The organism is Desulfomicrobium baculatum DSM 4028 (genome assembly GCF_000023225.1).
GTDB classification, from domain to species: Bacteria; Desulfobacterota; Desulfovibrionia; order Desulfovibrionales; family Desulfomicrobiaceae; genus Desulfomicrobium; species Desulfomicrobium baculatum.
The window spans coordinates 3053702-3072682 of the sequence record NC_013173.1 but is presented as its reverse complement, the minus strand read 5'-3'; the positions used below and the strand labels follow the sequence as shown (position 1 = coordinate 3072682).

General features: G+C 63.1%; 17 protein-coding genes. 10 read left to right on the top strand and 7 right to left on the bottom strand.

What is annotated here, in order from left to right; all coding sequences use genetic code 11:
- Positions 1–5: 5 nt before the first annotated feature.
- Together pstC and DBAC_RS13395 are read right to left on the bottom strand one after the other, a co-directional pair.
- The gene (pstC, locus tag DBAC_RS13400; protein WP_015774846.1) at positions 6–1235 is read right to left on the bottom strand and encodes a phosphate ABC transporter permease subunit PstC; all 1230 of its coding nucleotides are present in this window, start codon (positions 1233–1235) and stop codon (positions 6–8) included.
- 84 nt (positions 1236–1319) lie between these two features.
- Complete coding sequence (locus tag DBAC_RS13395) at positions 1320–2336, bottom strand: PstS family phosphate ABC transporter substrate-binding protein (RefSeq protein WP_015774845.1); 1017 nt, start codon at positions 2334–2336, stop codon at positions 1320–1322.
- A gap of 418 nt (positions 2337–2754) precedes the next feature.
- Here DBAC_RS13395 and DBAC_RS13390 point away from each other — a divergent pair, with 418 nt between their 5' ends.
- From DBAC_RS13390 to chrA, 5 genes are read left to right on the top strand one after another with little or no spacing between them, the layout of a single operon-like run.
- On the top strand, positions 2755–3981 hold the full coding sequence (locus DBAC_RS13390; RefSeq protein WP_015774844.1) for an MFS transporter: 1227 nt from the start codon (positions 2755–2757) through the stop codon (positions 3979–3981).
- 39 nt (positions 3982–4020) lie between these two features.
- Positions 4021–4299 carry a hypothetical protein gene (locus tag DBAC_RS13385; protein WP_015774843.1) on the top strand — a complete coding sequence of 93 codons (279 nt, stop codon included), beginning with the start codon at positions 4021–4023 and terminating at the stop codon, positions 4297–4299.
- Between the two features lie 53 nt (positions 4300–4352).
- Positions 4353–4673 carry a rhodanese-like domain-containing protein gene (locus DBAC_RS13380; protein ID WP_015774842.1) on the top strand — a complete coding sequence of 107 codons (321 nt, stop codon included), beginning with the start codon at positions 4353–4355 and terminating at the stop codon, positions 4671–4673.
- A 1-nt stretch (position 4674) separates the two neighbouring features.
- Positions 4675–5676 carry a chromate resistance protein ChrB domain-containing protein gene (locus tag DBAC_RS13375; RefSeq protein ID WP_015774841.1) on the top strand — a complete coding sequence of 334 codons (1002 nt, stop codon included), beginning with the start codon at positions 4675–4677 and terminating at the stop codon, positions 5674–5676.
- A complete protein-coding gene (chrA, locus tag DBAC_RS13370) occupies positions 5673–7010 on the top strand; it encodes a chromate efflux transporter (RefSeq protein ID WP_043811030.1) in 1338 nt (445 codons plus the stop codon). The genes DBAC_RS13375 and chrA overlap by 4 nt, the downstream gene beginning before the upstream one ends.
- A 124-nt stretch (positions 7011–7134) precedes the next feature.
- On the opposite strand, the gene DBAC_RS13365 is transcribed toward chrA, so the two are convergent.
- The 5 genes from DBAC_RS13365 to DBAC_RS19255 all read right to left on the bottom strand — a co-directional run bounded on the left by DBAC_RS13365 (position 7135) and on the right by DBAC_RS19255 (position 11600).
- Complete coding sequence (locus tag DBAC_RS13365; protein ID WP_015774839.1) at positions 7135–8184, bottom strand: sulfite exporter TauE/SafE family protein; 1050 nt, start codon at positions 8182–8184, stop codon at positions 7135–7137.
- A 26-nt stretch (positions 8185–8210) separates the two neighbouring features.
- Positions 8211–8507: a hypothetical protein gene (locus DBAC_RS13360; RefSeq protein ID WP_015774838.1), complete on the bottom strand. Its 297-nt coding sequence runs from the start codon at positions 8505–8507 to the stop codon at positions 8211–8213.
- Positions 8508–8562: 55 nt separating this feature from the next.
- Positions 8563–10773, bottom strand: coding sequence for a SulP family inorganic anion transporter (locus DBAC_RS13355; RefSeq protein WP_015774837.1), 2211 nt, complete (start codon positions 10771–10773; stop codon positions 8563–8565).
- 91 nt (positions 10774–10864) lie between these two features.
- Positions 10865–11392, bottom strand: coding sequence for a hypothetical protein (locus DBAC_RS13350; RefSeq protein ID WP_015774836.1), 528 nt, complete (start codon positions 11390–11392; stop codon positions 10865–10867).
- A 31-nt stretch (positions 11393–11423) separates the two neighbouring features.
- On the bottom strand, positions 11424–11600 hold the full coding sequence (locus DBAC_RS19255; protein ID WP_015774835.1) for a hypothetical protein: 177 nt from the start codon (positions 11598–11600) through the stop codon (positions 11424–11426).
- Between the two features lie 261 nt (positions 11601–11861).
- On the opposite strand from DBAC_RS19255, the gene DBAC_RS13345 reads away from it, so the two are divergent.
- The 5 genes from DBAC_RS13345 to DBAC_RS13325 all read left to right on the top strand — a co-directional run bounded on the left by DBAC_RS13345 (position 11862) and on the right by DBAC_RS13325 (position 18977).
- Entirely contained in the window at positions 11862–13889 is a 2028-nt protein-coding gene (locus DBAC_RS13345; RefSeq protein ID WP_015774834.1) for a S16 family serine protease, read from the top strand.
- On the top strand, positions 13877–15337 hold the full coding sequence (locus DBAC_RS13340) for a sensor histidine kinase (protein WP_015774833.1): 1461 nt from the start codon (positions 13877–13879) through the stop codon (positions 15335–15337). The genes DBAC_RS13345 and DBAC_RS13340 overlap by 13 nt, the downstream gene beginning before the upstream one ends.
- A complete protein-coding gene (locus DBAC_RS13335) occupies positions 15334–16713 on the top strand; it encodes a sigma-54-dependent transcriptional regulator (RefSeq protein WP_015774832.1) in 1380 nt (459 codons plus the stop codon). The genes DBAC_RS13340 and DBAC_RS13335 overlap by 4 nt, the downstream gene beginning before the upstream one ends.
- Before the next feature lie 14 nt (positions 16714–16727).
- Positions 16728–17483: a hypothetical protein gene (locus DBAC_RS13330; protein ID WP_015774831.1), complete on the top strand. Its 756-nt coding sequence runs from the start codon at positions 16728–16730 to the stop codon at positions 17481–17483.
- A 111-nt stretch (positions 17484–17594) separates the two neighbouring features.
- Positions 17595–18977: an MATE family efflux transporter gene (locus DBAC_RS13325; protein WP_015774830.1), complete on the top strand. Its 1383-nt coding sequence runs from the start codon at positions 17595–17597 to the stop codon at positions 18975–18977.
- The last annotated feature ends 4 nt before the right edge of the window (positions 18978–18981 follow it).

The following is an 18981-nucleotide window of genomic DNA, read 5'->3' as shown; positions in this document are numbered from 1 at the left end:
GGCTCCTATTCGTACCTTTGGCGGAACTTTCGAATGACTGTCAGGGAGACGATATTCAGGCACAGGGTCAGGACCAAGAGGACCAGGCCAAGGCCGAAGGCGGACAGCGTCTCAGGGCTGTCAAAGGCCTGATCGCCGGTCAGGGCATCGACGATGCGTACGTTGACCGTGGTCATGCCTACCAGCGGGTTCCAGGACAGGTTCGGCTGCAGTCCCGCGGCCATGACCACGATCATGGTTTCCCCGACGGCGCGGGACACGGCCAGCAGGCAGGCCGAGACGATGCCCGGCAGGGCGGCGGGCAGAACCACCCGCTTGATGGTCTCGGAAGGATAGGCGCCGAGCGCCAGGGACCCCTCGCGCAGGCTCTGCGGCACGGAGCTGATCACGTCGTCGGACAGGGACGAGACCAGGGGGATGATCATGATGCCCATGACCAGGCCAGGGCTGAGGGCGTTGGTGTAGTCGGCGCTGATGCCCACCTTGTCGGCCAGGCTCACGATCAGGGGGCTGACCGTGATGGCCGCGAAGAATCCGTAAACAACGGTGGGGATTCCGGCCAGGATCTCCAGGGCGGGCTTGGCCACCCGCCTGACCGTGAGCGAGGCGTATTCGGACATGCAGATGGCTGACAACAGGCCCACGGGGATGGCCACGCACATGGCGATGGCCGTGATCATGAACGTGCCCGCGAAAAGTGGTACCGACCCGAAGAGGGGCTGGATGTTTCCGTCATCGTCAATGGTCGCCGCGTCGGGGTTCCAGGTCGTTCCGGTCAGGAAGTCCCAGAAGTTGACGATGCGAAAAAAATGAACCGCCTCGAAGACGATGGACATGACGATGCCGATGGTCGTCAGGATGGAAATGAGCGACGCCACCAGCAGAATGCGGGTGATGGTCTTTTCCAGCGCCGTGCGCACCCGCAGACTCGGACGGATGGCCCTCAGCGCAAGCCAGACGCTTCCGGCACCCAGCAGCAGGGCTGAGGCCGCGAGCATGGGCCAGGGCACTTCGACCAGATCAAAGAGGTCGAGAACCGAGCCGATGAAGCTGATCAGCACGGCGGGCATGAGCATCTTGCTGACGGCGAACCAGCCGAACAGGTTTTCCGATGCCTTGTATCTGGCATTGGGGTCCTGCTGGCTGCGAATTTTCCTGCGGCCAAGGAAATAGCCGAACAGAGCCAGGGGCAACAGCCCGGTAAACAGATATTGGGCCAGGTAGGTTGTGGTCACGAGGTTCCTCGCATGTTGTCGGGCGCGGCGAAGGGCCGATCCGCACATTCACGGTTCGGCCCCTCGCAGGTTTCTCTTTCTTGACTATTTCTTCAGGTCGTCGAGGGTCAGCTTCTTCTTGGAGAGCACGTTCTCGCGAGCCGTTGCGCGCTCTGCATCGGGCAGCGGGATGAGGCCGATGGATTTCAGCAGGCCGTCCTTGCCGATCATCTTCTCGCTCATGAACAGTTCCACATATTCCTTCAGGCCGGGAATGGCGTCGTAGTGGGCGTTCTTGACGTAGAAGAACAGGGAGCGGGAGATGGGGTACTGGCCGGAGGCGACGGACTCGGGATTCGGGGTCACGCCGTTGATGGCCGCGCCCTGTATGGAATCGGCGTTTTCTTCCAGGAAGCTGTAGCCGAAGATACCGAATGCGTCCTTGTCCTTGGCCAGCTTCTGTACGATCAGGTTGTCGTTCTCACCGGCGGGCACGTAGGCGTTGTCCTGACGGATCGCGTGGTAGCCCTTCTCATAGCCTTCCTTCTTGCCGAAGATCTTTTCGACGACCATTTCCTCGAAGGCATCACGGGTGCCGGAAGAGGTGGGCGGGCCGTAGAAGACGATCTTGCGGGCGGGCAGCTGGGGGTTGATCTCGTTCCACATCTTGTAAGGGTTGGGGACGAGCTTGCCGTCGACCATGATGTCGGCGGCCACGGCGGTAGCCAGTTCTTCAAGGGAGATGCTCATGGGGTCGTTGTCCTTGCTCTGGGCCACGGCGATGCCGTCAAAGCCGATCTTGGCTTCGGTGATGTCGGTCACGCCGTTTTTGGCGGCGTTCTCGAACTCGCTGTCCTTCATGCGGCGCGAGGAATTGGCGATGTCGGGGGTGCCCACGCCCATGCCGGCGCCGAAAAGCTTGTGGCCTCCGCCGGAACCGGTGGACTCGACCACGGGCGCGGCGAATTTGGTAGTGGCGCCCAGCTCTTCAGCCACGTAGCTGGAAAAAGGGAAAACCGTGGAAGATCCGGAAATTTTGACCTGATCGCGGGCATGGGCCATGCCCGTGCCGACCAGCAGCAGGGCCAGAGCAAAAATGGCTTTGTTCAGAAAACGGTTCATGAGAGTGCCTCCTTGGCTTGTGTTTCAGATTCAGGTTTGCGTCATGCGCTGGAGGTCTTTCTAGGGGGAGTTTGTTACAGGATGTTGAGGCGAATGTGACAGAGGTGTGACAAGGTGGGGCGGTGCATGTTGGCGTTCGGCCCGGCCGAAGTGAAGCTGCGTCGGAGCATGGCGGGATATCGGTGTTGATGGCAAGCTCCTGCCATTCGTGGCCCGCTCGATGCGACGTCGCGTGCCTTGAAACCCTAAGGCATGAGTGCTTGGAGTTGTTCGTGTTTCAACTGCTATATTTTAACAAAATTAAAAAATGACAGTTGACATATTGGGCGGTGGTTACTATTTTTTCAGCAACCTCGGGAGCAGCGGCTTATGCCGGATTGCGGATCTGCCCGAGAAAGCATCCATCGGATGGTAACCCATGACCAAACATGACGAGCGCACCTTTCACGAACTTTGCCTGGTGGCCTTCCTGGCCCGCTTCTCCTACGCCCTGGCCCGCAACCCGGTCCTGCCGCTCTTTGCCATGTTTCTGGGCGCAGGCCCCGAAGCTATCGGTTTGGCCGTAGGCATTTCCACGGTCACGGGAATTTTGTTCAAGATGCCTGCCGGAGCCCTGTCCGATGTCATCGGACGCAAGCGGACAATGCTCGCCGGGCTGGTGGTCTTCGGCCTGCTGCCTTTCGCCTATCTCTTCATCACCAGCTATTCCGCCCTGGTCGTCGTGCGTTTCATGCACGGCCTGGCCACTGCCATATACGGCCCTGTAGCCATGGCCGTGGTGGCCGACGTGGCCGGGAGCCGCAAGGGCGAGCTGTTGTCCTGGTTTTCCTCCGTAACCATTCTCGGCACTCTTCTTGGCGCGCCCATGGGCGGATTGCTGCTGCACGCCCTGAGCGGCGGGGGCGAGGCGGTCCTCCGTGACTTCCGCATTCTGTATCTGGTCTGCGGGGTGCTCGGCATGGGAGCGTTGCTGCTTGGTCTGCGCACGCTTAAAGATGGCGACCGGCCCGCCGAAACCCGGAGCCTTGGCGAGCGGTTCGGGCAATTTACCAACGGCTTGCGGCAGGTTTTGGGCGACAGGCGGGTGCTGGTGACCTCGTCCATGGAGGGGCTCCAGAACATGAGCATGGGCGCGCTCGAAGCTTTTCTGCCCGTTTATGCGGTGACCGTGGCCGGGCTCAATGTTTTTCAGGCCGGCCTGCTGTGGGGCGCGCAGGTGGTGGTGACGCTCATTTCCAAGCCGGTCATGGGACGGGTCTCGGATCGGTTCGGGCGCAGGCCGCTTATCGTCGCGGGGCTGTTGCTGTGCGCCGCGCCCATGCTGGTCATGGGGCACCTGCAGAGTTTTTGGACGCTGATGCTCGCCAGCGCCCTGTTCGGGTTCGGCGAAGCCTTCGTGACGTCCTCGTCAGCGGCCCTGGTGGCCGACATGTGCCAGGCCCGTCATTACGGCGCGGCCATGGGCACCTTCGGGACCATTTTCGACGTGGGGCATGCCTCGGGACCCATCCTGGGCGGCCTGCTGGTGGCCACGTTCGGATTTGCCCCGGCCTTTTCGGCCATGGGGCTCGTCCTTGTCCTGGCCATCCCTGTTTTTCTGCGCGGCGTGCGGGAAGAGCCTGTGCCTGAGCATAATGATCACTAGCGGAAGATTCAAAATACAGACAACAAAAGGAGACTTATCATGCCTGAATTGAACGTACACATCGCATCCAGCTTGGCCAGAACGGGCAAGGAATATCGTGAGGTGCACGAGTGGATCGACAACGCCGAGACCAAGTACGAGCGCCATGATTTTTCCAAGGTGCTGATCAATGCGGCCATGTTCCGGGAGAAATACGGCGAAGAGGCGGCCCAGGAATATGTGGAGCACCTCGTGGACGACCTCAAATGCCGCTTCGGCAAGCAGCTGGCCAGCCATCAGGCGGCCATGGCCGACTGTCTGAAGTACTTCGGCGGCTAGACCTTCCGGGTGGTTGCCCGGCTCTTTTACACACAAACACCAAGGAGAATCCCATGTCCGACACGACAACACCCGCAGAACTCAAAGCCTTGCTCGATCAGGGCCGGGTGACCCTTCTGGATGTGCGCCGCGCTGCGGACCGTGATGGCGGAGGGCCCATGATCGGGGGCGCCCAGTGGCGCGATCCGGAACAGGTCGAGCAGTGGGCCGGGGAGCTTGCGCCCGAGCGTCCGGTGGTCATCTATTGCGTACGGGGCGGTTCGGTCAGCACGTCCGTGCAGGGCGCGTTGCGGGGGAGGCGGATAGATGTCCGTTTTCTGGAAGGCGGCCTGGTAGCCTGGGAAGCGCAGGGCGCGAAAGAGCAAGGAGAGTGAAATGACTCCCTGGATCTTATGCATCCACAATATCCCGCCCAAGCCGCCTTACCTGCGGGCCAAGGTGGCGCGGAGGCTCGCGGCCCTGGGCGCGGTGGCCATCAAGAATGCGGTCTATGTGCTGCCGGACAACGCGGCGCATCGGGATGGGCTGATGTGGCTGGCCAAGGAGATCGAGGACGGCGGCGGGCGTGCCTTTGTCTGCGCCGCGTCCTTTGATGTCCAGGCGGGAGGAATGGGCAACGACCAGATCGAGTCGCTCTTCGTTCAGGCCCGCGACGAGGACTATCGGGCGCTGGCGGTCGAATCCCGGCCCGTGTTCGAGAATCTGGGCGAGGCCCGTGACGCGGACGCTGCCCGGCGCGAAGAGGTTGCCGGGTGGCTGCATCAGATGCAAACCCGTTTCGAAGCGGTGCGCGCCATCGATTTCTTCGGCGCCGCAGGCCGCGAGGCCGTGGAAGGCATCCTGGACGGCGCGCAGCGCTGGCTGCGACTGGCCGGAACGTCCGGTGATGGAATGGGGTCCGGGTCCGAGCTGCTTGATGTCTCGGCCTACGTGAAGCGGACCTGGGTCACCCGGCCCGGCATTCATGTGGACCGCATGGCCTCGGCCTGGCTCATCCGCCGCTTCATCGACCCGCAGGCGCGGTTCCGTTTCGACGGGGAAGCGGCGGCGGCCGAAGACCTCCGCTTCGATATGCCTGGTGCGGAGTTCACCCACGAGGGCGAGCTGTGCACCTTCGAGGTCATGGTCCGCCGCTTTGGTCTGGACGCGGACCCGGCCCTGGGGATCGTCGCCGCCATCATCCATGATGTGGACCTGGACGAGGCAAGGCCTGCGCGTCCCGAATCTCCGGGGATCGGGGCGCTCATAAACGGCATCACCCTGCGCACGGATCAGGACTGGGAGCGGCTGGAGCAGGGGGTGCGCGTTTTCGACGATCTGTTGGAATATTTTCGGCGCACGGTGCGCCGGCAGCCAGGACAAAATCAACCCTCATGAGTGAATCAATGACCAACTCGCCGTCCCGCCCATCCCTGACCGAAGCCTTCTGGACCTGGCTGCGCATAGGTCTCTTGAGCTTCGGCGGTCCCGCCGGGCAGATCGCCATGATGCACAAGACCCTGGTCGAGGAAAAAAAATGGATCTCGAACGACCGGTTCCTGCACGCCCTCAACTATTGCCATTTCCTGCCCGGCCCCGAGGCTCAGCAGCTGGCCACCTACGTCGGCTGGCTCACGCACGGCACCTGGGGCGGGATCATGGCCGGGACCCTCTTCGTGCTGCCCGGATTTTTCGTCATTCTGGCATTGAGCGCTCTGTATGCGGCCTACCGGCAGGTTCCGGCGGTGGACGCGCTCTTTTACGGCTTGAAGCCCGCCGTGCTGGCCATTGTCATTGGCGCGGTGCTGCGGGTAGGCGGCAAGTCCATGAGGACCAGGTTCGCCCTGGGGTTGGCCGCTTTCGCCTTTGTGGCGCTCTTCGCGTTCGACGTGCCCTTTCCGCTGGTGGTTTTTGGCGCCGCGCTGCTGGGCTGGCTCAAGTCCAGGAGCACGGTGGAGCCGGCCTGCACGGTTCATTGCGAGGAGGAAGAGGACGTTCCCGAACATGCCCGGCCCAGTGCGTCCCGCAGTCTGCGCGTGCTGGCGACGTGGGTTCCGCTGTGGCTCGGGCCGGTCCTTGTCATCGGCCTGCTCTTCGGGTGGGATGACGTCTATGCCCGGCTGGCCGTGTTTTTCAGCAAGATGGCCGTGGTCACCTTCGGTGGGGCCTACGCCGTCCTGAGTTACGTGGCCCAGCAGGCCGTGGAGGGATATGGCTGGCTTTCCCCGGCGGACATGATCAGCGGCCTGGCCCTGGCCGAGACCACCCCCGGTCCGCTCATCCTGGTGCTCGAATATGTCGGCTTCATGGCCGCCTTCGCCAGCCCCGGAGCCCTGCACCCCCTGCTGGCCGGAGCGCTTGGCGCAACGCTGACCGTCTGGGTCACGTTCACGCCCTGCTTTCTGTGGATTTTTCTGGGCGCGCCCTACATGGAGGCTATTCGCGGCAACCGCAACCTGTCCGCGGCCCTGGCCGGGGTCACGGCCGCCGTGGTCGGCGTGATCCTGAACCTGTCCCTGTGGTTCGGGCTGCACACCCTTTTCGGCGAGGTCGGCTCCTGGCACGGCCCCCTGGGCCTCAAGCTGCCCGTGCCGGGCCTTGGCAGCCTCGATGTGTGGGCACTCATGCTCAGCGCGGGAGCGCTCCTGGCCCTGACCCGCTTCAAGATCGGCATGGGCGCGACCCTGGCCGGGTGCGCGGCGCTGGGGTGGGTGGTGCGGATGCTGGCCTAGCAGACCGTATCCTGCGTCACCAATGCTACTTTTGGTTCGGAATTTCGAACCAAACGACGAAACCCCGCAGCGCGGGGTTTCGTCGTTTGGGACAGGGGTAAACCGGGAGATGGCTTGGCGCGCGTTACGCGGCTTCGGCCAACTGGGTTCTGCGACCGATCCACATGCTGCCGAGGATGATGCCGGAGCCGACCAGGAGCGCCAGGCACATGGATGCGAAGCTGACCTTGTTCATGAGGTCCAGCATCTCCGGTCCGACGTTCATGAGGCCCAGCTTCGTCAGGTAGGTGGGCATTGCCAGCCCGCGGCTGACCGCGACGATGAGCATGATGGTGGCCATGACCATCTTGATCATGTGCGGTTTGACGTAGGTGGTGCCGATGGCGCCGAGCTGCACGCCCAGGAGCGAGCCGCCGAGGATGATGAGCACGAGGCGGATGTCGACCATGCCGTGCATGGCCCAGTTGATGGAGCCACCCAGGCCCATGGCGAAGGCGATGACCAGTTCGGTGGCCGAGGCCATGAGGCCGGGCACGCCGAGCACGTAGATCATGCCGGGTACGCCGATGAAGCCGCCCACGGCGATGGTCGCGGCCAGCATGCCGGTGGCGAATCCCACGGGCAGGGTGAACCACAGGGAGATGCGCAGACCCGAACGCGGGAAGTTGATCATGGGCCACAGCTCGATCTTCTGCAGGCGCTTGGCCAGGGCAGTGGTCTCTTCCTCGCCGCCGCAGCGGGCGCACTTGATGGCGTCTTTCATGACGTAGCCGCCCACCAGGACCAGAACCAGGACAAATGACGTGCTGACGTAAAGATCGGACCCGGCCGAGCCCCACATGGCCAGGATCACCTGCTGGATCTTGATGCCGATCTGCACGCCGATGCCGGCCGAGGCGGCCATGATCAGGCCCATTTTTACGTCGACCTGGCCGTAGCGGAAGCGCTTGATGGCGCCGACCAGGGCCTTGGGGAATTTGTGACACATGTTGCTGGCCACGGCCACCGTGCCGGGCACGCCCAGGCTCATCATGCCGGGAGTGAGCACGAAGGCTCCGCCCGAACCGATAAAGCCGCTGACCAGTCCGCCGATGAATCCGACCAGAAACAGGAATGTGATCGCCATTGCGTTCAGATCTATGAATTTGCTGGGGTCAAGGCTCAAAATATCCATGGTGGTGTCTCCTCGGTATCTTTCGTTTAGGCGTTGAGGACAGGGCGCTGGGCCGGGCGTTTGGTAGCTTCGACGGTCTTGCGGGTATCCTTGCGGATGGCGGAAATGCCGAGCACGGACCACAGATTGCTTGCGAACTCGCCGTGCAGATAGGATACGGCGAAGACCGTGGCGATGGGCCCGGCGGCCCAGAAGGAGCCCTGGGCGAAATGCGCGGCGATGGTGTCGCCGTAAGCGAAGAACCCCGTGTAGAAGGCGGCGGTCAGCGTTCCGAAGAGAATGGTCCGTCCGAAGGGTTTGCTGTTCGATTGAGTAGTGGCCATTGTATTCTCCATGTTGTTGTTTACCGCTTGCAGCGGGTGTTTTGAGCGGGGAATCCTACGGTCGTTCTGCCTGGGCGGAGCCTGCGGCGGCATAGGCGCGGGCCCGTGGTTGTTGCGGCTGCGGCCGCGCAGTTATCTGACAGGCCGTGGTCAGGGGGCACCGAGCTTCATCGCTGCCGCAATGCGCGTCGAAGTGCACCGTGCACAGGGCCTTTTCCATGTTGGCGTAGATGTGGTCCCGGCCGATCTTGTCCAGGAGACCACTGCGTTCCATGATGGCCATGACCGTGTCGTTGACTCCGGCGAGCGAGATGTCCACGCCCCGGCTGCGGCAGCGTTCGATGACCAGGGACAGGGCCTCCTCGCCGGAGGCGTCCATGTCGTTGATGCCCTTGGCCACCAGCACGATGTGCTTCAAGCGCTTCTTGGACTGCAGACGCCCGGTGATGGCTTCGTCCAGAAAGCTGGCATTGGCGAAAAAGAGGGGGCCGTTGAAACGGACCATGTCCACATGAGCGCACAGATCGAGGCCGAAGCGGGTCGCGTCGCGCAGTTCGCCTCCTTCGGTCCGGGCCAGGGAGCTGACCATGGGACGCATGTTGCGGTACAGGAAGACGCCCAGGGACAGGATCACGCCGATCATGATGCCCTTGTCCAGGTGCGGCGCGAAGGCCAGGGTGGCGATGAACGTGATCACGGAGATGGCCCCGTCGTATTTGGCGACCTTCCAGGAATGCAGGAAGCCTGCGGGCTGGATGAGCCCGATGACCGCCATCATGATCACCGCGGCCAGGGTGCACTGGGGCAGGTGGTACAGAAGGGGGGTGAGGAAGAGCAGGGCCGCGAGCACCACTGCACTGGTGAACACGCTGGAGAATCCGGTCATTGCTCCGGCCTGCAGATTGACCGCCGAGCGGGAAAAGGACCCCGACACCGGGTAGCTTTTGCTGAACGCGCCCAGGATGTTGGCGAGGCCCTGGCCGATCAGTTCCTGATTCGGGTCCAGGCTCTGGCCTGTTTTTGCGGCCATGGCCTTGGCGATGGAGATGGCCTCCATGAAGCCCAGCAGGGCGATGATCATGGCGCTGGGGAGAAGCCTGAGCATCACGCCGAGATCGAAATGCGGCACGCTCAGGGCGGGCAGGCCGCTGGGCACCGCGCCGACCACGGCTCCGCCTCCGATCATGGTCAAGGCCAGGGGATCGAGCAGGGAATTGCCAATGCGCAGACGCCATGTCCGTCCGTCGTTGGCCGCGCCGACCGGGACGGTACTGTCCTGAGGGTAGAACTTCAGCCTTCCGTCAGGCTCGGGCACGGCCTGGAAGAGCATGGAGCGAAGCATGGCCTTGAGGTTTTGGGCCTGGCTTTTGGCGATCTCCATTTCCAGGGACAGGCGGCGCAGTTCATGCTCCTCGTCGACCAGGGCAAAGAGTTCGCCGCTTTTTTTGGCCTCTTCCATGTCCGTGGTCAGGGCTGTGCGCTTGGTGGCCAGATCGACTTGGGCCTGCATGGCCCTGTTGTAGTCGGCCAGGGCCTGGCTCGCCTTGGGCGCGGCCAGGGAGTTCACGCTGGTGACGGCGTTGTGCTCAAAGCCGGTGCCCCAGGAAAAGATCGTGGTCAAGGCCACGGCCACCAGCACGTTGGGCACATTCGGACTGAAGCGCTTCAGGACGAACATGAGCGCGAAGGCGAAGACGCCCAGGGCCAGCGTGGGCCAGTGCGTGTACTCCATGGCCGCCTGCGCGACCCGCAGGATGGTCTGATAATGATGTTCGGCGCTGTCCACGGACACGCCGAACATCTTGGAAAGCTGGCTGGTGGCGATGATGATGGCCGCCGCGTTGGTGAAGCCGGCCACCACGGGATGGGACAGAAAGTTGACCACCAGTCCCAGTCGCAACACGCCAAGGGACAACTGGAAGATGCCGACGGCCAGGGCCAGCAGCACGGCGTAGGCGATGTAGCTGGCGCTGCCCGCCGTGGCCAGGGGTTCGAGGCTGGCGGCGGTCATCAGCGAGACCACGGCCACCGGTCCGGTGGAGAGCTGTCGGCTGGAACCGAACAGCGCGGCGATGAGCGGGGGAAGGAAGGACGCGTACAAGCCGTAGTACGGAGGCAGCCCCGCGAGCTGGGCATAGGCCATGCTCTGCGGGATGAGCACCAGGGCCACGGTCAGTCCGGCCATGAAATCCATTTTCAGGTGCTCGGTGGAATACGTCTTGATCCAGCCGAAAAACGGGATCATTCTCAAGACTAGAGTGCCCATGATGTCTCCTTGCCCGTCAAGGTGCGGAGCCTGACGGAAGTGCCCCGGGTTCGCGGAGGGGCGAAAATGAGATGGCAGGTGATTGCCCGCATCATTTGACCGTGAACAGGGCGAGCCCGGTCTGGCCGACGACCTGTTCGCCTTCCTCGGGTTCGCTCAAGATGAATTCGATTCGTCCGCAGGACCGCACAAGCTCGCTGACAGCCTCTTCAATGCCTCCGAAACGGACCTCGTGGGCGATGTGCAGACCCATCCGCGCGGCGTTTTCATGCCAGGAGGAAGCCGCCTGAGCCGAGAGCTGGGTGAAGGATTCCCTCCACGTCGCGTCTCCCGCCTTCATGCCGATGCTCAGGAGCAAAAGGTCGCTGCCCATTCTTTCGGCCACGCTCAGGGCGTATTCACGCAGGCGGGGCGAAAAGGAGCAGCCATGCCCGATGACCAGGATGCGCCTGCGGCCCGTGGACGTCGGCGCGACCAGGTCGGCGGCGAGCATCTGCTCTCCGGCCTCGGCCAGGGCGACCGCTTCGCTGTAATCCGCGAGCCTGTCCTGGACGGACTTGGCGCGGCGCAGTGATGGGGTGGGCGTGTGCATCGAATTTCGTAACCAATTGCGCGGCATGTTCTGCTCCTGCTCGTGTTGTCTGGTTGGCCTAGCGGGCCTGCAAGGTCGGACGGGGACGTTTTTCCACCTGCTTGACCGCTTCGGCCTGGGTTTTGGGCTGCGGCTGCTCTGCTTTGAGCAACAGCGTGGCTTCCTCGCTTAAGTTTCGTTCCGCAAAGGCAGTGGCCGCATAATTCGTCTCGATCGTTTCACGGATGGTGCTCATTTTGCTAACCTCGCGTTAAATGTGATGCGATCCCCTAAACAAGGCGCGTGCCATGTTTGAAAAAATTCTACTTGTTTGAAATAATTGATTTTAATCAAGACTGGAGTACGGGCGGGATTTCGGGCTATGTTGCAGATTGCAGCGCCTGATCGTGAAAACCATAACAAAGTCCAGCTTGCCGGGGTTGATGCAGATTGCAGCGCTGTTGCAAAACGCAACAAAAAGCCGGAAACGGAGCAGGCAGGGCACAGGGGACGATCGATGTTTTTTCGCAAACAGGAACTCGAGGCGCCGGTGCAGACGGCGGACCCTACGGGGTTGCGGGAAAAATGCCGGCAGGCGGAGCTGCCTGAGCCGGTGCAAAGCGCCATTGAATCCGAAATCAGCCGCATGGAAAAGACCGATGCGGCGGTGGCGGAATATTCCATCGCGCTCAATTACGTGGAGACGTTGCTTTCGCTGCCGTGGAACGCCATGACGCGGGACAATCTCGACCTGGCGCAGGCGGCGGAAGTCTTCGACGGCAGCCATGCGGGCCTGGGGCAGGTCCGGGAGCGGGTGCTGGAGCATCTGGCGTCCAGGGTGCTGCATTCCAAGCGGCAGGCCTCGCTGCTCATCGTCGACGACGAGCCCATCGCCCGTTCCAACCTGCGCCACGTGTTGGCGCGGGAGGGGTACGCGGTGGAGGTCGCGGCCAACGGTGAGGAGGCCATGGCCTTTCTTGCCCGTCAGGAGTTCGACTGCATCGTCACTGACCTCAAAATGGATCGCATGGACGGCATGCAGCTCCTTGAAGCGGCCAGGGCCGTGGCCCCGGACACGAAATTCATTCTGGTCACGGGCTACGCCACGGTGGATACCGCCGTGCAGGCCTTGAAGACCGGGGCCGTGCATTATCTTTCAAAGCCCATAGATCTTAATGAATTGCGGGAGGCTGTGCGAACTGCCCTGCTTTCGCGCACGCACCGCTACGCCAATCGCTCGCCGATCCTGTGTTTTGTCGGGCCTCCGGGCGTGGGCAAGACCTCGGTCGGCAAGGCCATCGCCGAGGCCCTGGGGCGGCGTTTCTACCGCATGTCCCTGGCCGATCTGCGCGACGAGGCCGAGCTGCGCGGGCATCGCCGGACCTATGTCGGGGCCATGCCCGGCCGCATCATCCAGGCGCTGAAAAGCGTAGGGGTGCGCAATCCGGTCTTCATGCTCGACGAGATGGACAAGATCGGCCAGGACGTGAAGGGTGACCCGGCCATGGCCATGCTCGAAATCCTCGATCCGGAGCAGAATTCGCGCTATGTGGACCGTTATCTGGAGATGCCCTTCGATCTGTCCGAGGTGCTCTTCATCGCCACGGCCAACGGGATCGAGCGCCTGGCCGGGCCGCTGTTGGACCGCCTGGAGGTGGTGCAGTTTTCCGGATACTCCGAGGCCGAGAAGCTCGATATCGCCACCCGCTTCCTGCTGCCGCGCCAGTTGCGGGGGCACGGTCTGACCAATCCGTATCCCACGATTCTCCCCGAGGCCCTGGTGCGCATCATCCGCGAATACACTAACGAGTCCGGCGTGCGCGGCCTTGAGCGCGAGATCGCGCGGCTGTGCCGCAAGCTGGCCCGCCTGCGTCTGGACGGCGGGGCCGAGGCCGTGGCTGCGCCCGTGGCCAGCGAGGGCGCGGCGGTTTTGCTCGGACCGGCGCGGTTTCGGCATGATGCGGCGGAGGCGGGAGGGTTAATCGGCACGGCCACGGGCCTGGTCTGGTCGGAGACGGGCGGGGAGATCATTTTTGTCGAAGTTACGCGCATGACCGGCCCGGGCCAGCTCATCCTGACCGGCTCCCTGGGCGGTGTGCTCAAGGAATCGGCCCAGATCGCGCTCAGCTTCATCCGCAGCAACGCGCAGGCCCTGGGCGTGGCTGCGGATTTCTTTGAAGGTCACGACATCCACATCCACATTCCGGCCGGCGGCATCGCCAAGGATGGGCCCTCGGCCGGGCTGACCATCGCCGTGGCCCTGATATCCCTTTTGACGGGCCGCCCGGCGCGTTCGGACGTGGCCCTGTCCGGCGAGCTGTCGCTGGTGGGCCGGGTCTTGCCGGTCAGCGGGGTGCGTGAAAAGATCTTGGCCGCTCTGCGCGGCGGGGCGGCCACGGTCGTGCTGCCCGCCGCCAACGCGGCCGATGTGGCGGTCTTGCGCGAAAGTGTGGCCGATCTGCCGCCGGTGGTCTTGGTGGAACGGGTCGAACAGGCCCTGGCCGTGGTCCTGGCCGCTCGGGAGGACGCACCATGTATGGAATGATCTCGCGTTTCGCCAGCGGCAAGATCCGCCGCATCGTTCTTTTCGGCATGGTGCTGTCCATCCTGGGTTTTTCCGTGCTCGGAGGCATCTCCTACCGCTATCTGCTACAGATCGAGGATGCCCTGGCCCTGGCCGAGGTCGTGGACGATCTGAGCAGCGAGATCCTGGAGATCCGCCGCTACGAGAAGAACTATCTTCTTTACGCATTGCAGGAGGATTACCAGGAGACCTTGCGCTATTGCGATGCCGCCCTGTCCATCATCGAGCGCATCGAGCCCCGGGAAGGGGGGCTGATCGGGGCCGATCTGAAAGGAAGGATGACCCTGGTGCGGCTGCGGGACGATCTGCGTCGTTACAAAGAGCTCTTTTCCAGCCTCGGCACGCAGGGACGGGCCGGCAATGGCGAGGACGACGCCCTGGGCATCGAACTGCGCGACCAGGGCAAGGATCTTGTCGATGTGGTCAGGCAGTTCGTGATCTACCAGCGTGAACAAATCTTGGGCATTGTCGGCACCTTGAAGCACCAACTGGCTCTGGCCATCGCCGCGTTCACCGGGGTGGCCATATTTTTCTCCTGGCTGGTCGGACGCAGGATTTTCGGAGCCCTGGGCATCATCGAGCATTCCGCGCGCCAGATCGTGCAGGGCAATTTCGAACCCCTGCCCCTGCCGGACACCAGCGACGAGACGCGGGGTGTGGTTGAGGCCTTCAATCACATGATCGAGGAGCTTGAGCGCAGGCAAAGCCAGCTCCTGCAGGAAAAGAAGCTGGCCTCGCTCGGCGTTCTCACGTCGGGCATCGCCCACCAGCTCAACAATCCGCTCAACAACATCTCCACCTCCTGCCAGATCCTGCAGGAGGACCTGGAAGCGGCCCTGCCCGTCGATCCGGCCCTGACCCGGCAGATGCTCGACAACATCTATCAGGAGGTCAGCCGGTCGCGCGACATCGTCAAAGGGTTGCTCGAATTCGCCCGCGAGACGGATTTTTGCCTGAAGTCCGTGCCCTTGCAGGCCGTGGTGCAGCGGGCGGTGACCCTGGTTTCGAGCGAAGTGCCGACAGGGGTGCGCATCCTGACCGATATTCCGGCGGACATCGTGCTGCCCCTGGACAACCAGCGCTTTCAGGAGGTGCTGTTGAACCTGATGATAAACGCCATCCACGCCATCACCCCGCCCGGCGTGATCTCGCTTTCCGCCACGTCCGAACCCGGTTCGACGGAGGCGGTGCTGCAGGTCACCGACACCGGGGCGGGCATCGCCCCCGAACACATGGGCCGCATCTTCGACCCCTTTTTCACGCTGAAGGACACGGGCACGGGCCTGGGTCTGTCCGTGGTCTTCGGCATCATCAAGAAGCATGGGGGAACCATCGGCGTTGAAAGCGCCGTGGGCGAAGGCACGACCTTCACCATCCGGCTGCCGCGCATGACTTCGGGGGCCGCATGAGCGCCATGGCGCAGGCGTCCCCGGCCATCCCGGCGGCCAGGATTCTGGTGGTCGACGACGAGGTCATCTCGCGCGACAATCTGGCCCTGGCCCTGGCCAGGCAGGGTCACGACACGGTGACCGCATCAGGCGGGGCCGAGGCCCTTGGCCTTTTACAGGATTCGGATTTCGACATGGTCCTGACCGACCTGATGATGGAAGGCATGGACGGTCTGGCCCTCTTGCGCGAGGTCAAGTCCCGCCATCCCGACATCGAGGTCGTGGTCATCACCGGCTACCCCACGGTGGATACGGCGGTGGAAGCCATGCGGGCCGGGGCCTATGACTATCTGGCCAAGCCGTACCGCATCGACGAGGCCCGGCTGCTGGTGCACAAGGCGCTGGAGAAGCGGCGGCTCAAGCTGGAGGTGGCCCGGCTGCGCGAGCAGTTGCGCGAGCGGACCCTGCCCGTACCCATGCTCGGCGCGGCCCCGTGCATGGTGGAGCTCAAGCGCACCATCGCGCAGGTCGCGCCCTCCGACGCCACGGTGCTGATCCTTGGGGAGACGGGCACGGGCAAGGAAGTGGCGGCGCGCATGGTGCACCTCTTCAGCCGTCGCTCCGAGGCCCGTTTTCTGGCCATCAATTGCGGGGCGTTCAACGAGGAGCTTCTTGAAAGCGAGCTTTTCGGGCACGAGCAGGGCGCTTTTTCCGGCGCGACCCGGCAGAAGAAGGGCCTGTTCGAGGCGGCGGAGGGCGGCACGCTCTTTCTCGACGAAGTGGGGGAGATGTCCCTGGCCATGCAGGTCAAGCTGCTGCGCGCCGTGCAGGAACGGACCATCCGCCGCGTCGGCGGCACCGCCGACATCGCCGTGGACGTGCGCCTTGTGGCCGCGACCAACAAGAACCTCAAAACCGAGGTGGAGGCGGGCCGCTTTCGTCAGGACCTGTATTTCCGTCTGCATGTCCTGGTGCTGAACATGCCGCCGTTGGTGCAGCGACGGGAAGATCTGCCGCTGTTGGCCCGCTATTTCGCGGAAAAGGCCAGCCGGGAGACGGACCGCCCGGCTCCGGGCATTTCCGATGAAGTGATGGAGATACTGAGCCGCTATGCCTTTCCGGGCAATGTCCGCGAGCTGCAGAACGTCATCGAGCGGGCCGTAATCTTCTGCAACGGGGATGAGATCCGCGCGGCCCACCTTTCTCCGGAGCTGCGCGAAGTCTCCCTGCATGTCAGCCGCGCCGGGGACAGGCAGCCCATGACTTTGGAGGAGTGCGAGCGCGAGCAGATCCAGTGGACTCTGGAGCATGCGGCGGACAATCGCACCCTGGCCGCCAAACTGCTGGGCATCGACCGGGCTTCTTTGTGGCGCAAGATCAAGCGTCACGGGTTGTAGAGCGAAGGCTCGGCATGGAATATTCCGCCCTTGATTGCGCCGGCTTTTGCCGGGACTGCGGACGTGAGCACGTCCTTCCCTCCGCGCCTGCCGTGCCCCACGCCTTGGAACTGATGGGGCAGCTCGAACGCCACGGCCATATCGGGCTTGGGATAAAGACGGAAGATTCGCGTCTTTTCCTGGACTACCTGTACGGCCCGGCCAGGGGCCAGATGTTCGGGGTGCTCCTGTATGCGGACAAAGCCGGGAAGCAGGGCGTGCTTAAGGCTTTTTCCGGACAGTACAACGGGATCTGGGAGGTGCCGGGCTGGGTCCCGCCCATTCTTGAGCCGGCGGAGTTTGCACGCACAATCGAGCGCGACGAGCCGCGTATCAAGGACTTGACCCGCCGCATGCAGGGATTGGGCGTGGACGATCCGAGTCGCCTGGCAATGCTGGCGCAGCGCCGCGAATTGTCCCGAAATCTCATGGATCGCATCTTCGGCTTGTACCGACTGACCAATTTTCACGGCCGGGCCAGGGCCCTGGCCGACGTGTTCATGGGCACTTCCATGCCCACGGGCACGGGTGAATGCTGCGCGCCCAAGCTCTTGCACCACGCCGCCCTGCACGGGCTGACCCCGCTCGGTCTCGCGGAATTTTTTGTTGGCCGAGAAAATCGTTCCGCCACCCGCAGGCACGGGCAGTTTTTCGCGCCCTGCGCGGAAAAATGTCGGCCGATTCTGGGGTTCCTGCTGTGCGGACTCAGCGCGAAAACCCACGGCCGGTGAGCCGTTCCGCGTAGAAGCACCGACTCAGGTCCGATCCGGATTCATGTTACGACTCGATCACTGACCTCCTGCGCTCTTGCCTGTCGGCCGCTCTTGCGGCACTCATAGCCCATGATCCACATTTCCCCGGCCACCGCCATCATATATCGCCGCATCTTCAAGGTTTCCATGCCCCTGGTCGTCAGCCTCGGCGCGACCACGGTCATGGAGTTCACGGACCGCCTCTTTTTGGCCCGCTATTCCCTCGACGCCATTGCCGCAGCCTTGCCCGCCGGGATCATGGCTCTTTTGGCCATGACGATTTTTCTGGGTACCACCAGCTATGTTTCCGTGTTCGTGGCCCAGTACACCGGCCAGGGGCGACCCGAGATGGTCGGCAGGGCGGTCTGGCAGGGTATCTACGTGGCGCTGTTGGGGGCGGTCGTGCTGGGGGGAATGGCCTTTCTCGCCGATGGCATTTTTGCTCTCGGAGGTCATTCCAGGGAGATTCAGGTCCTTGAATCCATATATTTTCGGACCCTGTGCATGGGGGCGGGGATTCATCTCGCCGGCGGCGCTTTTGCCGGATTCTTTACCGGCCTGGGCCGCACGCGCGTTGTCATGCTCGCCAACCTGGCGGGAATGCTCCTGAACATCCCCCTCGATTATTGCCTCATCAACGGCATCGGGCCGTTTCCGGAGCTGGGCATCTTTGGCGCGGGTCTGGCCACGGTGATCAGTTGGGGGCTCATTACGGCCATTCTCTGGATGGCCATGCGCCGCCGCGAGAATGCCCGTTTCCGCCTGACCACGGATCGAAGGCTGCGGCTTGACCTGTGGCTGCGGCTCATGCGCTACGGCCTGCCGAGCGGGATGGAGTTTTTTCTTGATATATTCGCCTTCACGGTCTTCATCTTCGTGGTCGGCCGGCTCGGGACCATGGAGCTGGCCGCGACCAACATAGCCCTCAATATCAATGCCCTGGCCTTCATGCCGTTGGTCGGTTTCGCCATGGGCACCAGCACCCTGGTCGGGCAGGCCATGGGCGCGGGCAAGCCCGATGACGTGCCGGTCGTGGTGCGTGCCAGCCTGGTGCTGACCTTTGCCTATCTGGCAGTCATGTCGGCGGTGTTTCTGTTCGCTCCGGAAGCGGTCCTGCAGCTGTTCCAGCCCCGCGACATGGATCCGGCCGCCTTTGCCTCGGTGGTCGGCATGGGCCGGATTCTGCTCATGATTGTGGTCGCCTACCTGTTCTTCGACGGGGTTAGTTTTATTGTCTACGGAGCTTTGAAAGGGGCGGGGGATACGGTCTTTGTCATGACCTCGCGCCTGGCGCTGGTCATCACGGTCATGGTCGGGCCGCTTCTGGCCGGAGCCAGGCTTGGCTTTGGACTGTATTATTTCTGGGCCGTGAGCTGTACGTTTCTGGTCATGTTGTCCCTGGTCGGCTGGTGGCGCTTCAGACAGGGGAAATGGCGGCACATGCTGGTGGTGGAGAAAAGGCCGCCCGCCTGAAGCC

Excerpts from the sequence above, each read along its gene's own strand:
- DBAC_RS13360 (WP_015774838.1), bottom strand. The coding sequence starts at position 8,507 with ATGGCCACTACTCAATCGAACAGCAAACCCTTCGGACGGACCATTCTC.
- DBAC_RS13335 (WP_015774832.1), top strand. The coding sequence starts at position 15,334 with ATGAGCGCCATGGCGCAGGCGTCCCCGGCCATCCCGGCGGCCAGGATT.
- DBAC_RS13345 (WP_015774834.1), top strand. The coding sequence starts at position 11,862 with ATGTTTTTTCGCAAACAGGAACTCGAGGCGCCGGTGCAGACGGCGGAC.
- DBAC_RS13350 (WP_015774836.1), bottom strand. The coding sequence starts at position 11,392 with ATGCCGCGCAATTGGTTACGAAATTCGATGCACACGCCCACCCCATCA.
- DBAC_RS13375 (WP_015774841.1), top strand. The coding sequence starts at position 4,675 with ATGACTCCCTGGATCTTATGCATCCACAATATCCCGCCCAAGCCGCCT.
- DBAC_RS13340 (WP_015774833.1), top strand. The coding sequence starts at position 13,877 with ATGTATGGAATGATCTCGCGTTTCGCCAGCGGCAAGATCCGCCGCATC.
- DBAC_RS13355 (WP_015774837.1), bottom strand. The coding sequence starts at position 10,773 with ATGGGCACTCTAGTCTTGAGAATGATCCCGTTTTTCGGCTGGATCAAG.
- DBAC_RS19255 (WP_015774835.1), bottom strand. The coding sequence starts at position 11,600 with ATGAGCACCATCCGTGAAACGATCGAGACGAATTATGCGGCCACTGCC.
- DBAC_RS13390 (WP_015774844.1), top strand. The coding sequence starts at position 2,755 with ATGACCAAACATGACGAGCGCACCTTTCACGAACTTTGCCTGGTGGCC.
- DBAC_RS13325 (WP_015774830.1), top strand. The coding sequence starts at position 17,595 with ATGATCCACATTTCCCCGGCCACCGCCATCATATATCGCCGCATCTTC.
- DBAC_RS13380 (WP_015774842.1), top strand. The coding sequence starts at position 4,353 with ATGTCCGACACGACAACACCCGCAGAACTCAAAGCCTTGCTCGATCAG.
- chrA (WP_043811030.1), top strand. The coding sequence starts at position 5,673 with ATGAGTGAATCAATGACCAACTCGCCGTCCCGCCCATCCCTGACCGAA.
- DBAC_RS13365 (WP_015774839.1), bottom strand. The coding sequence starts at position 8,184 with ATGGATATTTTGAGCCTTGACCCCAGCAAATTCATAGATCTGAACGCA.
- DBAC_RS13385 (WP_015774843.1), top strand. The coding sequence starts at position 4,021 with ATGCCTGAATTGAACGTACACATCGCATCCAGCTTGGCCAGAACGGGC.
- DBAC_RS13330 (WP_015774831.1), top strand. The coding sequence starts at position 16,728 with ATGGAATATTCCGCCCTTGATTGCGCCGGCTTTTGCCGGGACTGCGGA.
- DBAC_RS13395 (WP_015774845.1), bottom strand. The coding sequence starts at position 2,336 with ATGAACCGTTTTCTGAACAAAGCCATTTTTGCTCTGGCCCTGCTGCTG.